Genomic DNA, 17,349 nt, shown 5'->3' with positions numbered 1-17,349 from the left:
GAGGAGAGGGGCGGTTCCGCCGTACGCGCTTGGAGCGTACGGCGGGGCCACCCCCACAATGGGACGGTGGACGAGCCGATACCCGTGAGCCGCGCCGTCGACAGCGGCTCCGCGAAACTGATGCCCGACATCGACCGTGCCCGTGGCTGGCTGCTCACGGTCGACGGCGCACCCCAGTCGTACGTCGATCTGGACGACCCCACCTACCTGGAGTTCGAGTACGCGCGACGCGTCGCGCACGTGCTGGACACCGCAGCCGATGAGGGCGAACCCCTCGACGTGCTGCACCTGGGCGGTGGCGCGCTGACCCTGCCGCGCTATCTGACGGCCACCAGGCCCGGGTCCCGGCAGGACGTCGCCGACACCGACGCCGCGCTGCTGGACCTGGTCACCGAGTACCTTCCCCTCCCCGACGACTCCGGGGTGCGGCTGCTGGCGCGCGACGCCCGCGAGGTGCTGGAGGAGGCGGAGCCCGGCTCCCTGGACGTCGTCCTCGCGGATGTCTACGGCGGCTCGCGCGTACCCCCGCATCTGACGACGCTGCCCTACGCCCAGGCGGTCGCCCGCGCACTGCGCCCGCACGGGATCTACCTCGCCAACCTCGCAGACTCCGCGCCCTTCGCCTTCCTCGCCTCCCAGCTCGCGACCTTCGCCGCCGTTTTCGACGAGCTGCTCCTCATCGCCGAGCCCTCGGTGCTGCGGGGCCGCCGCTTCGGCAACATCGTGGTGGCCGCCTCGCGCGAGCCGTTCCCGGTCGAGACGCTGGCCAGGCGCTCCGTCGCGGACGTCTTTCCGGCGCGGGTGGAGTACGGGGAGGCACTGGAGCGCTTCACCCGGGGCGTGGCACCGGTTCAGGACGGGGAGGAGGTGCCCTCGCCCGAGCCGCCCGACGGCGCCTTCAGCGTGGGCTGATCGTCGTCCCCCGTCGTGCCCTGTGCGGCTTCGACGGGAAAGTCGGGGCCGTCGGGGGAGGCCGGAGCGGCGGGGGAGCGGCGGCGCAGGTTCCGTACGTCGGGCACGCACAGCACAGCGGTCGTCAGCAGCACGATCAGTGCCGAGCACCCCCACAGCGCCGTCGGCCTGCCCACCAGGGACTCGACGGGACCAGCGAGCGAGGTGGCGAGGGGGACCATGGCGACGGAACCGAGCCAGTCGTAGGAGGAGACCCGCGAGAACTTCTCCTCGGGTATCTCCTGGTGCAGCGCCAGCATCCACGTCACGGCGAAGGTCTCCACGGCGAGCCCGCTCACGAACATCACCGCGACCAGCGTCGGGGCGGAGACGGGCACCGCGAGCGCCGCCGAGGGCAGCGCGAGGGGGAAGACGGACAGTGCCCCCGTGAGCAGCAGCCGCCGGGGTTTCCAGCGGGTCAGCAGCAGCGCGCCGCACACGGTGCCCGCGCCGAAGGCGCCCAGCGCGATGCCCCAGGGGCGGGCGCCGCCGAGGTGCTCCTCGGCGACCAGCGGCCCGTAGACCGCCTCGGCGGCGGCGACCACGGCGTTGACGACGGCGAACTGGAGCACCACGGCCCACAGCCAGGGCCTGCCGACGACCTCGCGCCACCCCTCGCGCAGATCGGCGAGCATGCCCTCGCCGGGTTCGCGCTCGGGCACGTGGCTGACGTCGAGGAAGGCGCGCAGGGCCCCGGCCACCGCGAAGGCCAGCGAGTCGACGAGGAGCACCCAGCCGGGGCCGACGGCGGCGACCAGCGCGCCGCCCAGTGCCGCGCCGCCGATGTTGGCGCCGTTCATGGCGACCCGGAACACCGCGAACGCGCGGCCCGCGCCCTCGCCGCCGCGCACGCTGGAGAGCACCATGCCCTCGGCCGCGGGGCCGAAGAACGCCTGTCCCGTGCCGCCGAGCGCGGACAGCAGCATCATCTGCCAGAGCTGCGCGTGCCCCGAGAGCACCAGGAGCCCGAAGGCGCCCTGGGAGAGGAAGTTGAGGGCGTTGGCCGCGACCATCACCCGGTGCCGGGGTATGCGGTCGGCGACCGCGCCCCCGATGAGGAGGAACAGGACGAGCGGGACCGTACGGGCCGCGGCGACCAGACCGACCTCGGTGCCGCTGCCCCCCGACTCCAGCACGGCGAAGGCCGACGCGATCAGGGCCCCGGCACTGCCCAGGCCCGTGACCACGGCGGCGGCCGTGAGCAGGTGGAAGTTGCGGCCCACTGGTGTCGTTCCGATCTGTTCGCCGAGGCAGTGCCGTGAGGGGTCGCCCCGTGGCCCTGGCCCTGGCTCTGGTCCTGTCGCTGAGGCGGCCTGCCGCCCGCGGCCTCGTGCGCCGCGAGTGGCAGGCCCTCGGTCCTCGGTGGCCGTGCCCGGAGGTCAGCCGCGGGGCTCGTCGCCCTCGCCGGGCTCACCGTACGTGCGGAGGCTGGCCGTCATCTTCTTGATGGTGCTCTCCGGGATCTCGTCCTTGACGCCGGTGTCCGAGTACAGGACCCAGATCGCCAGGTCGTCGTTGGCGTTGATCCAGGAGACCGCCACCGCCTTGCCGTCCGCGGAGCACTTGTCCTCCTTGGGCGCCCCGGTGACGCTCGCGGCGGCGATGTGGCCCTTGATGCCGTGCTTGTTGGCGAAGGGCTTTGCCTTGGTCTCCTTGAGGGTGCCCTTCTGCTTCTGGTCGTAGCCCGCGAGGACGAAGTTGGTCGCCGCGATCTCGGCGGCCTCCTTCGTGTTGCGCGAACCCTGGGCGCCCTTGGTGCCGACCGCGCCACGGGTGCTGCTCTTGCACCAGTCCTGCTTGAAGTAGGCGGGCGCCGACATGGCCACCAGGACCTTGCCCTTGTCGTCCTCGAAGCCCGTGATGGTGGACTGCGAGGCGATCTCCCAGTCACTGTTCTTGGGCACGTCGAAGGCCGAGTAGTGCTTGGGGTTGATGACCGTCTGCCAGCCGGGGACGACGGGCTCGGACGGGTCCTTGGAGGCACCGGTCTCCGGCTTCCCGTCCTCCTCGGCCGCGGTGGCGGACGGCTTCGCGGACGCCGAGGGCGCGCCGCCGCCGGCGGTGTCCTTCTCGTCGTCGCCCTGGAAGAGGAAGAAGCCGGTGACGCCCGCCGCGGCGATCACGGCGACGGCCGTGATGATCGCGATCGTCGCGCCCTTCGGCTTGCCGCCCCCGCCCTTGGGGGACTGGGGCCCGCCCGGGTATGTCGGGTAGTCCCACCCCTGCTGCCCGGGGTGCTGTCCCGGCTGTCCTGGCTGACCGGGCTGCTGTCCGGGCCCCTGCCCCGGCTGCTGTCCCGGCTGTTGCGCGTACGGATTCGGTCCCTGTCCCGGCTGCGGCTGACCGTACCCGGGCTGCTGGTACGGGTTGGGCTGCTGGTAACCCGGCTGCTGATACGGGTTCGGCTGCTGAGGGTTCTGCTCGCCACCGGGCTGCTGTTGTCCTGGCCACATGGCGGCTAACCATATGCGGCCCCTACCGCGAGTACCACGCCCGCCCTCGCTTCGGTACCGAGCCGCGATCTCCGGCTGCCCTCCGGCTGCTCTCCGGGCCGTCCTCCTGGCTGCTCCGACGGGGTGCGGGGGCGGATCGAGTAGGCTTCGCGAACGCGTGCCCGGGCGGGTCCGGGCCGATCATCGTGGGAGGCAGCGGAGTTGCACGTCCAGGAGTGGCTGGAGTCCGTACCGGCCGTCAGCGTCTATCTCCTGGTGGGGGTGGTCATCGGGCTGGAGAGCCTGGGCATCCCGCTCCCCGGTGAGATCGTCCTCGTCAGCTCGGCTCTGCTCGCGTCCCAGCACGGCGAGATCGATCCGGTGGTCCTCGGCGCCTCCGCCACGGCGGGCGCGATCGTGGGTGACTCCATCGGCTACGCCATCGGCCGCAAGGGCGGCAAGCCACTGCTGGCCTGGCTCGGGGGCAAGTTCCCCCGCCACTTCGGGCCGCACCATGTGGCCACGGCGGAGCGCTCCTTCGAGAAGTGGGGCATGTGGGCGGTCTTCTTCGGCCGCTTCGTCGCGCTGCTGCGGATCTTCGCCGGGCCCCTGGCCGGTGTGCTGAAGATGCCGTACTGGAAGTTCCTGACCGCCAACGTCCTCGGCGGCATCGTCTGGGCGGGCGGTACGACGGCCGTCATCTACTACGTCGGCATCGTCGCCGAGGCGTGGCTGAAGCGCTTCTCCTGGCTCGGGCTCGTCGCGGCCGTGCTGGTCGGGCTCGGCTCGATGCTCATGCTGAAGCGCCGCGCGAAGAAGGCGGAAGCGGAAGCGGAGGCCGAGGCGGCGACGAAGGCCGAGGCTGAGGCCGAGGCGGGCGATCCGGCGTCGGCCCAGGGCGGGACCGGTGGGACCGGGGGCGAGGACGCCACCGGGGACTCCGCCGCCGAGGGCCCCGCTGACTCCCCGGGCACCGGGCGCGAGCCGCAGCCCGCCACCGCGAGGGACTGACGCGCCCGCTCCCCCTGTCTCGTCTCCACCCGGAGCCGACCGGCGCGACGGCCCGTCGGCCCCGGGCGAGAAGCGGCCCGGTCAGCCGTCCCCTTCGCTGCCTTCGGTGCCGTCGTGCGAGCCGTTCGTCGGGAGCGAGGCACGGTGCGTACGGGCCAGCTCCACGTACATCGCGGAGTTGGCCTTGATGCCCTCGCGCTCCTCCTCCGTCAGCTCGCGCTTGACCTTCGCCGGCACCCCCGCCACCAGCGAACCCGGCGGCACCCGCATGCCCTGCGGCACCAGCGCGTGCGCCGCGACGAGCGAACCGGCACCGATCCGGGCGCCGTTGAGCACCGTCGCGCCCATGCCCACGAGCACGTCGTCCTCGACGACGCAGCCGTGCAGCACCGCGTTGTGCCCGACCGAGACCCGCTCGCCGACGTGGGCGGGGAAGCCGGGGTCGGCGTGGACCGTGCAGTTGTCCTGGATGTTGGAGCCCGCGCCCAGGGTGATGGCGTCGCAGTCGCCGCGCAGCACCGCGCCGTACCAGACGCTGGACGACGCGCCGAGGGTCACATCGCCCACCACCACGGACGTGGGCGCCGCGTACGCCTCGTCGTCGACCTTCGGCTCCCGGCCGCCGACTCCCGCGATCACCGCTTCATGCTGCGCCATTGTCTTCGCTCGCTCTCCGTCGTACGCGTACGTGTACCTTCGCGCGCCTGAGTGAACCGTATGCGATGGGTGGGTCGAAGATCACAGCACATCGGACACCACCGGCACCCGCCCCGCCCATTACGGTGACGGGCGTGCCCTCGATCCGGAACATGTTCTCGTCGCTGGCGTCCCGCGCGGTGCACGGCACCTGGCGCTGGGCGCAGCGGGCCGGTGCCGTCACGGCCGACCGTCCGGGGCCCCACGCCTTCCGCCGCATCGGCGAGGGCTCGCGGCTGGCGTTCCCGCAGGGGACGGTCTTCGGCGCGCCCTGGATCGAGATCGGCGACCACTGTGTGATCGGCCAGGAAGTGACCCTGACGGCCGGGATGATGCCCGACCTCGACCTCGGGCCCGACACCGTGCTGCGGCTCGGCAACGGGGTCGTGCTCGGCCGCGGCAGTCACGTCATCGCGGACACGTCGGTGACCTTCGGGGACGACGTCTTCTGCGGCCCGTACGTCTACGTCACCTCCACCAACCACTCCTACGACGACCCGGAAGAGCCCGTCGGCAGGCAGTGGCCGCGCACCGCGCCCGTCGAGATCGGCAGCGGGAGCTGGCTCGGCGCGGGCGCCGTGGTCCTGCCCGGCGCGCGGCTGGGCCGGAACGTGGTGGTGGCCGCGGGCGCCGTCGTACGGGGCGAGGTACCCGACCACGCGGTCGTCGCGGGCGCACCGGCCCGGGTGGTGCGGCGCTGGGACCCGGAGCAGGGCTGGCAGCCGCCGCTGCGGACGCCGCCGCCCGTGCCGATCCCCGAGGGCGTGACCCCCGAGCAGTTGGTGGCGCTGTCCGATCTGGCCGTGTGCGACGTCGTGCACGACGCGGTGCGCGATGCCGGACGTGATACGGGGACGGCGTCCGGGGGCACACTGGACCGCACAGCCGAGGAGCGGTAGCCGCGCCCGGCCGTGCTCGCGAGGTTCCCTTTGGGGTGCCCGGCGGGCCGGGCCCTGGCCGCGCGGCTGACGCTCCGTCAACCGTACGGGCCCGCGCCCGGGAGGCCGCCTTGAGCAACCGCACCCTGCGCATCCTGCTGGCGATCGCCGTGGCCGTCCAAGGGGTCGCGCTGCTGGCGTGGCTGGTGCGTCACTTCTGAGCGGGGCGTCAGGAGAGGGCCCCAGAGCCGGTGCCCGGCGACGAAGCGCACGTCAGCGTCAGGTCGAGGCCAGCAGGACCGTGCCCGCCATGGCCAGCCCCGCGCCCGCCGCCTGGATGAGGCGCAGCCGCTCCTGGAGGACGGCGCGCGCGGCGAGGGCCGTGATCACCGGATAGAGCGAGGCGAGCACGGCGGCCATGGTCACGGGGCCGGTCTGGGCCGCGACCATGTACGTGCCGTTCGCGGCCACGTCCGCGAGCCCGACGAAGGCGAGCGCGGGCAGCGCGGCGACGACGACGCGGCGGCCACCGCCCTCGGGAAGCGAGGGGAGTGCGGGGACGCCGCGCTGCTTCTGCGCGAACAGCGCGGCGCCGCCGACGGCCACGTTGCACACCCGCTGCACGAACAGCGCGAGGAAGAGCCCCGCCATGGTCGTCGACGCGTGCTCGATCAGCGCCATGACCGCGCCGAAGCCCAGCGCGGAGACGAGGGTGAGCACCACCGTCTGCCGCTGCACGGGGGCACCGCGCAGTTCGGGGCCGCCCGCCAGGACGACGCCCGCGATGGCGACGGTGATGCCGAGGGCCTGGAGCCAGCCGGGACGCTCGCCCAGCGCGAGGCCCGCGCCGACCGGCACGATCACCGCGAGAGAGGCGAGCGGCGAGACGACGCCCATGGGGCCCTGGGCGAGCGCCTTGTAGAAGGTGAGCATCGCGACGGGGCCCACGACACCGGCCCCAGCCGCGAACCACAGTTGCGGCCCCCACTCGCTCCACCCGCCCATCGCGATCACGACGGCGCCGAGGACGGCGGCGGCGAGGGCCTGGGAGACCACGACGACCGTCAGCGCGGGCATACGTCGTGTGAGCAGCCCGCCGCCGAAGTCGGCCAGTCCCCACATCAGACTGGTGGCCAGGGCCAGGGCTGCGGTCATGGGTCTACCTCGCAGTACAGTGTCGTGAACAGTAAAGTCCAGCACAGAGTAGTTCAGTGAAGTGAACGCTGTCATCCAGAATATTGGACGGTGCGGAAGCCCGTGACGGACCTCGACCGCCTCACGCAGTCCCTCGCCCGCAATCTCAAGCGCTGGCGCCAGGAGCGTGGCTACACCCTGGACGCGCTCGCCGCCAGGGCCGGAGTCAGCCGCGGCATGCTCATCCAGATCGAGCAGGCCCGCACGAATCCCAGCGTCGGCACGGTGGTCAAGGTCGGCGACGCGCTGGGCGTCAGCATCACCACGCTGCTCGACTTCGACCAGGAGCCCCGGGTCCGGCTCGTGCCCGCCGAGCAGGCGGTGCGCCTGTGGTCGACGGAGGCGGGCAGCCACAGCACGCTGCTCGCGGGCGCGGAGGCACCGGGGCCACTGGAGCTGTGGTCCTGGCGGCTGATGCCGGGTGAGGGCTCCGAGTCCGACGCGCATCCGGCCGGGACCACCGAACTGGTCCACGTCACGGCCGGGCACCTCACGCTCACCGTGGACGGCTCCGTGCACGCCGTACCGGCGGGCACGTCGGCCAGCTTCGAGTCCGACGTCGCGCACGCGTTCCGCAACGACGGCGACGAGCCTGTCGAGATGACCATGGCCGTCTCGGTACCGGCTCCGCGCTGACGGCGGCTGCTTCCGGGGCCGTCAGGTGGTGGGGCCCGCGTCCTCGCCGGGCGGCGCGGGGCGCACCGCGCGGGCGAGGTGGCCGCGCGGGACGCGTCCGGAGGGGGTGTGCGCGGCGCCGTCCCCGGTTTCGCGCACGAAGAGGGTCATGGTGGCGCCCTCGGTGAAGCCGTTGCGCCGCATCAGGGCGCTGGAGGCGGTGTTGTCCACCTCCACGTCGGTGACGACACAGGTGGCGCCCGCCGACTCCAGCGCCTCGCAGCACGCCCTGACCAGCCGCCCCGCGACGCCGTGCCCCTGGAAGTCCGGGTCGACGGCGATCCATTCGAGATAGCCCCAGTCGTCGCGCTGCTCGAAGGACATCGACCCCAGGACGAACCCCGCGAGCCGGCCCCCATCGGTGCTGACGGCCACGCGGCAGGCGGGCGCCGAGGCGTCCAGATGGGTGGCGACGGCCGTCAGCGACCACCCCGTATAGGGCATGACGGCGGTGTCGTAGACGCTGTTGCCCAGGGCGAGGACGGCGGACAGGTCGTCCAGCGCCATGGGCCGCACGTCGATCCCGGAGCGGTCGGTCCCGTCGTGGTCGGTCGGCTGCGCTGTCGGCATCGTCGGCTCTCGGCTCTCTACGGGGTAAAACGGTCATACGTATCGTAACGGCGCCGTCGTGGCGTTACGGTGTCCGCGTTCGCCGTGCGGCGGACGTACGCGGGAAGCGCCGGGCGCGGTCCTGTTAGCGTGCGCGGCATGCGCGCACCCATCGGAGACTTCGACAACGCCGTCCCCGCCGCCGAGGCCGAGCACTTTGACGGCCCGGCGGCCGACGCGGTACGGGCGTGGACCGGGCCCGTACCGGCCGAGCAGCTGCTCTACGTCGACACCGACCCCGAGAAGGCCGACACGGCCGTCTTCGTGGAGAACTACGGCGCCGACCTGATGGAGACCTCGGCCAACTGCGTCGTGGTCGCCGCCAAGCGGGCGGGGGAGCGCACGCTCGCCGCCTGCCTCGTCCTCTCCCGCACCCGCGTGGACGTCAACGGCGCGGTGCGCCGCCAGCTGGAGGCGCGAAAGGCGTCGTTCGCGCCGATGGACACGGCGGTCGAGGAGACCGGCATGGAGTACGGCGGCATCACCCCCTTCGGCCTCCCCGCCGACTGGCCGCTCCTGGTGGACACCGCCGTGGCCGACCTCCCCTGGGTCCTGGTCGGCAGCGGCCGCCGCCGCGGCAAGCTCATCGTCCCCGGCAAGGCGCTCGCGGGGCTGCCGAACGTGGTGCTGCTGGAGGGACTCGGGGTCTGAGAGGCGCCACGCGGTCCCGGGGCCTCGGAGGCACAGGGCGGGCCGTTACCGTCCCCGTGCCGGGAGGCCGAGCGAGAGCGGGATCGAGTGCGTGGTGAACCCGAGCCCGCGGTAGAGACCTTCGGCCTCCGGCGTGGCGTGCAGGTCCACGCGTGTGACGCCCCGGTCCGCGAACCAGCCGAGCAGGGCCCGCGTCGTGTCGCGGGCGTAGCCGCGGCCACGGTGGGGCGCGTCGGTGCAGACGTTGAAGACGAAGCCGAAGAGCCCGTCCGGATGCGGGGGAGCGGCCAGCCGCTCCTCCACGGTCCCCACGGCACACGCGGCCAGCCGCGGCCCCCTGGTCCCGCCGCTGTCCCCGTCCTCGTCCGCGTCGACGACGAACGCGCCGAAGCGCCGCTCCCCCTCCGGCTCCGAGAGAAAGCGCCGCACCGCCTTCTCGGCCGCACGCTCCCAGTCGCCGGGCTGGTCCCTCCCGTTCATCGCCGCGAACATCACGCGGCGCAGCCGCACCAGCTCGGGCGCGTCATCGGGACGGGCAGGCCGCACGCGTCCCACGTGTCGCTCATTGATCATGCCCGGACGCTAACGCGGTACCTTGCGGCCCAGCACGGGGTTTACGGGCGGGGTGGCAAGCGGTACTGCCTCAACGTCGACCGCACCCCTGTCGGCGGGGGACCTGTCCGGCGGCTTCTGAGGCCCGGGGTGTGCTCACTGCCAGGTGGCACCGCCGCGGTAGACCCGGTGGTCGGAGGTGCGCCGCTCGCCGCCGTAGAGGCTGTCGCCTTCGACGGCTCTGAAGTCGGCGGCGCTGAGGAAGATGTAGTCGATCTTCTTCAGGATTGGCGGAACGGTCGTCGACGAGGTGAAGGTGATCTCCCCGCTCTGGCCCCGGACGGCTCCCGGGGGCCAGGAGGAGGAGTGGTCCGCGTCCGACTCGTCGGCCTCGTTGAAGATCCCCTCGCCACCGCTGTGGCTGTAGAACTTGTCCATGTCGGCGTCGAACGGCTGCGCGTTGAAGTCACCCATCAGCACCACCGGCTTCGTGGCGTGCCACCCGGAGGCCAGGGCCGCCAGCTTCGTCGCCTGTTCCTCCCGCTTGCCGTCGTCCGCGGGGTCGTCCGGGTCGTCGACGGAGAGATGTACGGAACAGGCCTTCACGGGGCGGGAGCCGAGGGCGGTGTCGGCGCAGAGCGCGTGGATCTGCGTGTCGCCGAGGTTGTGGGTCTCCCGGGGGGTGGCGATGGGCTTCTTGGAGAAGAGCGCCATGCCGAACGCGGTGTCTCCCCCGTCGCAGTGCTCGCCGGAGGTCTGGCTGCTGCTGGCGTACGTCGCGTGGTATCCCTGGGCGACCAGAGCCTCGCGGATGTGGCGGTACTGGGTGTAGCAGGCCTCGTTCAGGGTGACGACGTCCGGGCTGTAGTTGCCGACCGATTCCACGATCTGGGCCGCCCGTACGGGGATTTCCCCGCGGGTGTCGGTGCCGGGCAGGTAGTTGTGCGGAGCGCCAGCCGTCCAGCACTTGTTGCCGCACATGTTGAAGTGCCAGAACCTCAGGTCGGTGCTGGCCTCGGCCTCCGGGCTGTTGATCCCCAGTTGCGCGGTGAGTGCCAGCGCGCCGAAGGCGGCGATCAGATAGCGGAGACGGTGCCTTCTTCGTATCAAGGCGGTGATCCCTCCGAAGCGTGCGGTCTCGACACGTCGGAGCGTCTCCGCCGCGTCTCAGCCGGACTCGGTGCGGGTCGTTCCTGGTCCGCCTCATCCTGCCGGAAGGACCGCGTTTGGGCGCCACCGCTAACGCCCCGTTGTGCGGCGGGGCGGGGAGATCCAGGTCACATTCCAGCGCCGGGCCGACGCGGGGCTGTCGGGCGTCGGGCAGGGAACTGGCCGACGGATGTGGCCCGGTGGGCTCAGCCCAGGCGGGGGATCTCGATCGCCGGGCAGCGGTTCATCACCATGTCCAGGCCCGCCGCGCGCGTACGCGCGTACGCGGACTCGTCGATCACGTCGAGCTGGAACCAGACCGCCTTGGCGCCCACGGCCACCGCCTCGTCGGCGACGGCCCCCGCCAGGTCCGCGTTGACGAAGACGTCCACGACGTCGACGGGGAAGGGGATGTCGGCCAGGGAGGCGTAGCCCTGTTCGCCGTGGACCGGCTCGGCCTTCGGGTGCACCGGTACCACGCGCTTGCCGAAGCGCTGGAGGACCCCCGCCACGCCGTACGCGGCACGCGCCTGGTTGTTGGAGAGGCCGACCACCGCCCAGGTGTCGCCCGACTCCGTCAGGATCCTGCGGACCGTTTCCTGGTCGCCGTACGTCTCGCCGTATGTCTCACCGCGTGTCGCTGCCATGGCTGATCCAACCCCTGACACGGGCGGAGCATTCCCGCCCGTACCGGCCCCGTACCGGTCCCGCGCAGCCCCCGCACCGGCCCGCATAGGGTGGCGGGATGCAGCAGGAGCAGTATGTGACCGTCGCGGGCGAGGGTGTCCACGAGACCGAGATCAGCCGTTCGCGCTTCCTCTGCGCCCTCGCGCCCGCTGCCACGGAGCAGGAGGCGCAGGACTTCATCGCGGGCGTGCGCAAGCGGCACCCGGCCGCCAACCACAACTGCTGGGCCTACGTCATCGGCGCCGACGGCGCGGTCCAGAAGGCCGGCGACGACGGCGAGCCCGGCGGCACGGCCGGAGTGCCCATGCTCCAGATGCTGACCCGTCGCGAGATCCGCTACGCGGTCGCCGTCGTGACCCGCTACTTCGGCGGCACCAAGCTGGGCGCCGGCGGTCTGATCCGCGCCTACGGGGGCGCCGTCGGCGAGGCACTGGACGCGGTGGGAACCGTCGTGAGGCAGCGCTTCCGGCTCGTCACGGTCACCACGGACCACCAACGTGCGGGGAAGCTGGAGAACGAGCTGCGTGCGACGGGGCACGCGGTGCGGGAGGTGACCTACGGGGCGGAGGTGGCCATCGAGGTCGGTCTCCCCGAATCCGGTCTCGACGCCTTCCGCTCCTGGCTGGCCGACGCCACGGCGGGCACGGCACGACTGGAGCTGGGCGGAGAGGTCTACGGGTCGGTCTGAGCCGACCGTCCCCGCGGAGGCGGGGGCCCGGCCTCCGGACGGGACGTGTGGGTACCGCCCCCTATTCCTGGCGCTGCCTGGGTATGAGGGAGCGCGCGTGGTCCATGGCGCGGCGCAGCGCGTGACCGCTGAGGACCACGGTGTCGTCACCGTCGACGATGTCCCTGGGGAAGAGGTCCCCCCGTTCGTAGTGCTGTCTCAGATAACGCACGGCCTCCAGCAATGAGGAGCAACGCTGTTCACCTGCTTCCTCGTAGCGGTAGTAGCGGGCCGTAAAAGCCTCCTCGCTCACCCCTCGCCTCCTGTACGCCGGATCACTTGTCACCGTGCTGTCGTCTTTCCGCGAGGTGGCGTTCCTACACGTGGGCAAAATGCCCGCGAACAGGGCGTGAAATCAATGGCCACACCCGGGCCGCTTGCCCGGACAGTCTCCCTCGCGCCTCCTTCCGTCGGTCCTCACTGTGACCGGGTTCACCACTCGGGGCCTTCGAAAACGAGGCGCGGACGCATTCCGTGTGGTGTCCGGGGCAGCTCCTCCGGCCTTGTCCCGCCTCCTCTTCTTCTCGCCCTCGCCTCTCCCGGTCCGCGCCCGTAGGGAGAGCCGTGACGAGGCGTGTGCGCAGCGGGGCTAGTGTGGTGCGTGCCCACCGGCGGGGACCGGTGGCGGTGAAGTACCGGCTTCAGGGCGTAGAGGGCGGGAGAGGGTGGACGTGCGGGTGGGGTGCCTGTCGTGAGAGTGCTGCACACATCGGACTGGCACCTGGGGCGAGGCCTCCACCGGGTGAGCCTGCTCGACGCGCAGCGGGCCTTCCTCGAACACCTCGTCGCCACGGTGGAGGCCAGGGAGGTCGAGGCCGTCGTCGTCGCCGGGGACATCTACGACAGGGCGGTGCCGCCCCTCGCGGCCGTCGAGCTGTTCGACACGGCGCTGCACCGGCTCGCCTCGCTCGGCGTCCCCACCGTCATGACCTCGGGCAACCACGACTCGGCGCGCAGGCTCGGCGTCGGCTCCGGGCTCATGGAGGGCGCGGGCATCCATCTGCGCACCGACCCCGCCTCCTGCGGCACCCCCGTGCTGCTCTCCGACGCCGACGGCGACGTGGCCTTCTACGGGCTGCCGTATCTGGAGCCCTCTCTCGTGCGCGAGGAACTGGGCGCCGAGAGCCGCAGCCACACCGCCGTGCTGGGCGCCGCCATGGACCGGGTGCGCGCCGACCTGGCCGGGCGCGACCCCGGCACCCGCTCCGTCGTCCTGGCCCACGCCTTCGTCACCGGCGGTGAGGCCTCCGACAGTGAACGGGACCTCACCGTCGGCGGCGTCGCCTCCGTCCCCGCCTCGGTCTTCGACGGCGTGGACTACGCGGCACTGGGCCACCTCCACGGCTGCCAGACCCTCACCGAGCGGGTGCGCTACTCGGGCTCGCCGCTGGCCTACTCCTTCTCCGAGAGCGGGCACCGCAAGTCCATGTGGCTCGTCGACCTGGATGCCGGAGGCTCCGTGGCGGCCGAGCGGATCGACTGCCCCGTGCCGCGCCCGCTGGCCAGGATCAGGGGCACGCTGGAGGAGCTGCTGGCGGACCCGGCGCACGCGCGGCACGAGGATTCGTGGGTCGAGGCGACGCTCACCGACGCGGCGCGCCCGTACGAGCCGATGGCCCGCCTGGAGACCCGCTTCCCGCACATCCTCGCCCTCGCCTTCCAGCCCGAGCGCGAGGAGGAGGACGCGCACGCCTCGTACGCGCGGAAGCTGCGTGGCCGCAGTGACCAGCAGATCGCCGAGGACTTCGTCGGACATGTGCGCGCCGGCCGCGACGCCGACAGCGGCGAGCGGGACATGCTGAGCGCCGCGCTCGACGCCGTACGGGCCGACGAGGCGGCCGAGACGGGGCACGCGGTACCCGGGACCGGCCACACGGCGACCGGCACCGGGACCGGAGCGGGGGCGGGGCATACGGTGACCGAGGGGGCACGATGAGGCTGCACCGGCTGACGATGACCGCGTTCGGGCCCTTCGGCGGCTCCCACGAGGTCGACTTCGACACGCTCTCGGCCGCCGGACTCTTCCTGCTGCACGGCGCGACGGGCGCGGGCAAGACCTCCGTGCTCGACGCGGTGTGCTTCGCGCTGTACGGGGGCGTGCCGGGGGCCCGCCAGCAGCCGGGCGGCACGCTGCGCAGCCACCACGCTGAGCCGCACACCCTGACGGAGGTCGTGCTCGACCTGACTGTCGGCGAGCGGCGGCTGGAGATCACCCGCAGGCCGGAGCAGGAGCGGCCCAAGCTCCGGGGGAGCGGCACCACCAGGGAGAAGGCGCAGTCGTGGCTGCGCGAGTACGACACGGTGACGGGTGACTGGAAGGCGCTCAGCCGCTCCCACCAGGAGATCGGCGAGGAGATCACCCAGCTCACGGGCATGAACCGCGACCAGTTCTGCCAGGTCGTGCTGCTCCCGCAGGGAGACTTCGCGCGCTTCCTGCGCGCCGGGGCCGAGGAACGCGCCAAGCTGCTGGGCCGCCTCTTCGACACCGGGCGCTTCGCCGCCGTCGAGGAGCACCTGGCGAAGATGCGCAGGAGCGCGCAGGAGGAAGTACGGGCAGGGGACGAGGCGCTGCTGGGCCTCGCCCACCGCATGCGCCAGGCGGCGGGGGAGGCCGCACCCTCAGCGGGGGCCTTCTCGGACGCGGACGCGGATGCGGATGCAGATGCGGACGCACCGGGGGACGGCACCCCGCGCGCCGTGCCCGACCAGCGCCGGCAGGCCGCCGCCCCCGCGCGCGGACGCCGCCCCGCCACGACGGGACCGGGTACACGCACCGGCGCGGGCCAGGACGACGCCGCGCCGCTGTCGCCCGGCGACCCCGGGCTGGCCGACGCGGTGCTGGAATGGGCGGCCCTCGCCCGTACGGAGGCCCGCGAGCGCCGCGACATCGCCGCGCTCGCCGCGCTCGCCGCCGAGGACGGGCACGCCCGCGCGACACGCCGACAGGACGACATACGGGAACTGGCCCGACGTCAGCGGCGCCACGCCGAGGCCCGTCGGCGCGCGGCCGAACTGGGGGCCACGGCACCGCGTCGCGACGCCGAACGGGAGCGGCTGGAGCGCGCCCGCGCCGCCGAGTCCGTCGCCCCGGCCGTCGCCCTGCGCGAGTCGGCCGAGGCCGAGCACCGGCGGGCCGCAGCCGAGGAGAGCCGCAGCCGCGCACCGCTGCCGCCGGACATCGCCGACGCGGCCCCGGCGCGCCTCGCCGAGCTGGAGGGCGAGGCCCGCGAAGAGCTGGGCTCCCTGAGCGCGGCGCGCCGCGCCGAGGCCCGCGAGGGCGCCATCGCCGCCGAACTCGGGGCGCTGGAGCGCGAGTCGCGCGCCGACGAGGAGGTGCTGCGCGAGGCCGATGAGTGGCTGGCGGGCTGGGAGCGCACGCGCGAGGAGCACCAGCGGCGCGTCGACGCCGCGCAGGAGGCGCTCGCCCGCACCGAACACCTCGCGGGACAGCTCGAACCGGCACGCCGCCGCCTGGAGGCGGCCCGGCGCAGGGACCGGCTCGCCGGGGAGACCGAGGCGGCGCGGGAGGCGTCGCTGCGCGCCCGTGAGGCGGCGTCCGCCGCACGCGAGCGCTGGCTCGACCTCAAGGACAGGCGGCTGCGCGGCTTCGCGGCCGAGCTGGCCGCCGGGCTGCGCGACGGCGAGCCGTGCGCCGTCTGCGGCTCGCCCGAACACCCCGAGCCCGCGCGCCTGGACGCCGAGCACGTCGGGCAGGAGGCCGAGGACGGCGCGTTCGCGGCCAGCGGGCGGGCGGAGTCGGCGCGGGAGTCGGCGGAGGAGACCTTCGGACGGCTGCGCGAGGAACTGGCCGCCGCGCGCGCCGAGTCCGGCGAGGAGGAGACCGGGGAACTCGCAGAGGTCGCGGCCCGCCTGGAGCGCGAACACGCCGAGGCCCACGGCCTGGCGGCCGGGGCGCACGCGGCGAAGGAGGCGCTGGCCAGGGCCGAGGGCGAGTACGAGCGGCGCCGCGCCCAGCAGCAGGACGCGGCGCGGCGCACCGCGGCACGCACCTCGCAGCGCGAGGCGCTCCAGCGCGAACAGGCGTCGCTGGCCGAGGAGTTGCGGCAGGCGCGCGGCGCGGAACGCAGCGTCGCCGAGCGCGCGGCCTTCCTGGAGCGGCGTGTCGCGCTGCTGACCGGCGCTGCCGAGGCGGCCCGTACCGCGCAGGGCACGGCGCAGCGGCTCAAGGAGGCCGACGCGCGACTCGCCGACGCCGCCTACCGCGCGCACTTCGACACGCCCGGGGCCGCCGCCGAAGCGGTGCTCGGCGAGGCCGAACAGGCCGCCCTGCGCGAGCGGCTGGAGGCGCGGCAGGCCGAAGAGGCGTCCGTCGCGGCGGAGCTGGCGGACCCGGAGCTGGCCGAGGCCGCGGGCGAGGCCCCGGCCGACACCGAGGAGGCCGAGCGCGCGGTGCGGGAGGCGACCGCCCGGCTGCGCGCGGCGTCGGCCGCCGACGAGGCGGCCCGGCACCGCTGCGACGAGCTGGACGGGCTCACGGCCCGCGCGCTCGCGGAGGCGCGCCGGGTGGCGCCGCTGCGCGAGAGCTACGAGCGCGTCGCGCGCCTCGCCGGACTCGCGGCGGGCACCTCGGCGGAGAACGAGCGCAAGATGCGGCTGGAGTCGTACGTGCTGGCGGCCCGCCTGGAGCAGGTGGCAGCGGCGGCGAGCGCCCGGCTGTCCCACATGTCGGGCGGGCGCTACACGCTCGTGCACTCCGACGCGCGCGCCTCGGGCCGCGGCCGTTCGGGGCTCGGGCTGCACGTCATCGACGCGTGGACCGGCGTCGAACGGGACACGGCGACCCTCTCGGGCGGTGAGACCTTCTCCGCCTCGCTGGCTCTGGCGCTCGGCCTGGCCGACGTCGTCACCGAGGAGGCGGGCGGGACCCGGCTGGAGACCCTCTTCATCGACGAGGGCTTCGGCAGCCTGGACGAGCAGACCCTGGACGAGGTGCTGGACGTCCTCGACTCACTCCGCGAGCGCGACCGCTGCGTCGGGATCGTCAGCCACGTCGCCGACCTGCGTCAGCGTGTCCCGGTGCAACTGGAGGTCGCCAAGTCCCGCAAGGGCTCGTCGCTGCGGCTGCGGTCCGCGCCCGTACGGGCGTGAGGGACGCCCGCACGGGCGCCCCTCACGG

The 17,349-nt window shown here is 73.5% G+C and carries 17 protein-coding genes; 8 read left to right on the top strand and 9 right to left on the bottom strand.

The window, feature by feature from the left end; genetic code table 11:
- Positions 1 to 66: 66 nt before the first annotated feature.
- Positions 67 to 912, top strand: coding sequence for a spermidine synthase (locus ACWGJ2_RS12360; protein WP_453345987.1), 846 nt, complete (start codon positions 67 to 69; stop codon positions 910 to 912).
- On the opposite strand, the gene ACWGJ2_RS12355 is transcribed toward ACWGJ2_RS12360, so the two are convergent.
- Positions 852 to 2,174 (bottom strand): MFS transporter, encoded by a 1,323-nt coding sequence (locus ACWGJ2_RS12355; protein ID WP_453345986.1) that lies wholly within the window; start codon positions 2,172 to 2,174, stop codon positions 852 to 854. The two genes, ACWGJ2_RS12360 and ACWGJ2_RS12355, sit on opposite strands and share 61 nt — an antisense overlap.
- Before the next feature lie 156 nt (positions 2,175 to 2,330).
- Entirely contained in the window at positions 2,331 to 3,404 is a 1,074-nt protein-coding gene (locus tag ACWGJ2_RS12350) for a hypothetical protein (protein WP_453345985.1), read from the bottom strand.
- 201 nt (positions 3,405 to 3,605) lie between these two features.
- On the opposite strand from ACWGJ2_RS12350, the gene ACWGJ2_RS12345 reads away from it, so the two are divergent.
- On the top strand, positions 3,606 to 4,394 hold the full coding sequence (locus ACWGJ2_RS12345; RefSeq protein ID WP_453345984.1) for a DedA family protein: 789 nt from the start codon (positions 3,606 to 3,608) through the stop codon (positions 4,392 to 4,394).
- 81 nt (positions 4,395 to 4,475) lie between these two features.
- On the opposite strand, the gene ACWGJ2_RS12340 is transcribed toward ACWGJ2_RS12345, so the two are convergent.
- On the bottom strand, positions 4,476 to 5,051 hold the full coding sequence (locus tag ACWGJ2_RS12340) for a gamma carbonic anhydrase family protein (RefSeq protein ID WP_453345983.1): 576 nt from the start codon (positions 5,049 to 5,051) through the stop codon (positions 4,476 to 4,478).
- A gap of 134 nt (positions 5,052 to 5,185) precedes the next feature.
- Here ACWGJ2_RS12340 and ACWGJ2_RS12335 point away from each other — a divergent pair, with 134 nt between their 5' ends.
- Positions 5,186 to 5,989, top strand: coding sequence for an acyltransferase (locus ACWGJ2_RS12335; RefSeq protein WP_453345982.1), 804 nt, complete (start codon positions 5,186 to 5,188; stop codon positions 5,987 to 5,989).
- A gap of 258 nt (positions 5,990 to 6,247) precedes the next feature.
- Here the strand turns inward: ACWGJ2_RS12335 and ACWGJ2_RS12330 are convergent, their stop codons facing one another.
- A complete protein-coding gene (locus tag ACWGJ2_RS12330) occupies positions 6,248 to 7,123 on the bottom strand; it encodes an EamA family transporter (protein WP_453345981.1) in 876 nt (291 codons plus the stop codon).
- A 102-nt stretch (positions 7,124 to 7,225) separates the two neighbouring features.
- Between ACWGJ2_RS12330 and ACWGJ2_RS12325 the strand changes: the two genes are divergently transcribed.
- Positions 7,226 to 7,798 (top strand): helix-turn-helix domain-containing protein, encoded by a 573-nt coding sequence (locus ACWGJ2_RS12325; protein WP_453346035.1) that lies wholly within the window; start codon positions 7,226 to 7,228, stop codon positions 7,796 to 7,798.
- A 21-nt stretch (positions 7,799 to 7,819) separates the two neighbouring features.
- Here ACWGJ2_RS12325 and ACWGJ2_RS12320 read toward each other — a convergent pair whose 3' ends face one another.
- Positions 7,820 to 8,407, bottom strand: a complete 588-nt coding sequence (locus tag ACWGJ2_RS12320; RefSeq protein WP_453345980.1) for an N-acetyltransferase family protein — start codon at positions 8,405 to 8,407, stop codon at positions 7,820 to 7,822.
- 138 nt (positions 8,408 to 8,545) lie between these two features.
- Between ACWGJ2_RS12320 and ACWGJ2_RS12315 the strand changes: the two genes are divergently transcribed.
- Positions 8,546 to 9,097, top strand: a complete 552-nt coding sequence (locus ACWGJ2_RS12315; protein WP_453345979.1) for a YbaK/EbsC family protein — start codon at positions 8,546 to 8,548, stop codon at positions 9,095 to 9,097.
- Positions 9,098 to 9,142: 45 nt separating this feature from the next.
- Here the strand turns inward: ACWGJ2_RS12315 and ACWGJ2_RS12310 are convergent, their stop codons facing one another.
- From ACWGJ2_RS12310 to ACWGJ2_RS12300, 3 genes are all read right to left on the bottom strand, one after another.
- The gene (locus ACWGJ2_RS12310; RefSeq protein ID WP_453345978.1) at positions 9,143 to 9,670 is read right to left on the bottom strand and encodes a GNAT family N-acetyltransferase; all 528 of its coding nucleotides are present in this window, start codon (positions 9,668 to 9,670) and stop codon (positions 9,143 to 9,145) included.
- Positions 9,671 to 9,805: 135 nt separating this feature from the next.
- Entirely contained in the window at positions 9,806 to 10,759 is a 954-nt protein-coding gene (locus ACWGJ2_RS12305; protein ID WP_453345977.1) for an endonuclease/exonuclease/phosphatase family protein, read from the bottom strand.
- A 245-nt stretch (positions 10,760 to 11,004) separates the two neighbouring features.
- Positions 11,005 to 11,445, bottom strand: coding sequence for a CoA-binding protein (locus tag ACWGJ2_RS12300; RefSeq protein WP_453345976.1), 441 nt, complete (start codon positions 11,443 to 11,445; stop codon positions 11,005 to 11,007).
- A 98-nt stretch (positions 11,446 to 11,543) separates the two neighbouring features.
- On the opposite strand from ACWGJ2_RS12300, the gene ACWGJ2_RS12295 reads away from it, so the two are divergent.
- Entirely contained in the window at positions 11,544 to 12,173 is a 630-nt protein-coding gene (locus ACWGJ2_RS12295) for a YigZ family protein (RefSeq protein ID WP_453345975.1), read from the top strand.
- Positions 12,174 to 12,234: 61 nt separating this feature from the next.
- On the opposite strand, the gene ACWGJ2_RS12290 is transcribed toward ACWGJ2_RS12295, so the two are convergent.
- The gene (locus tag ACWGJ2_RS12290; RefSeq protein ID WP_453345974.1) at positions 12,235 to 12,465 is read right to left on the bottom strand and encodes a hypothetical protein; all 231 of its coding nucleotides are present in this window, start codon (positions 12,463 to 12,465) and stop codon (positions 12,235 to 12,237) included.
- Positions 12,466 to 12,903: 438 nt separating this feature from the next.
- Between ACWGJ2_RS12290 and ACWGJ2_RS12285 the strand changes: the two genes are divergently transcribed.
- Positions 12,904 to 14,148: an exonuclease SbcCD subunit D gene (locus tag ACWGJ2_RS12285; RefSeq protein WP_453345973.1), complete on the top strand. Its 1,245-nt coding sequence runs from the start codon at positions 12,904 to 12,906 to the stop codon at positions 14,146 to 14,148.
- Positions 14,145 to 17,321: an AAA family ATPase gene (locus ACWGJ2_RS12280; RefSeq protein ID WP_453345972.1), complete on the top strand. Its 3,177-nt coding sequence runs from the start codon at positions 14,145 to 14,147 to the stop codon at positions 17,319 to 17,321. Before ACWGJ2_RS12285 ends, ACWGJ2_RS12280 begins: the two co-directional genes overlap by 4 nt.
- Positions 17,322 to 17,349 lie beyond the last annotated feature (28 nt).

Source organism: Streptomyces sp. NPDC054796 (genome assembly GCF_053611545.1).
This window is presented reverse-complemented; position numbering and strand designations above follow the sequence as displayed.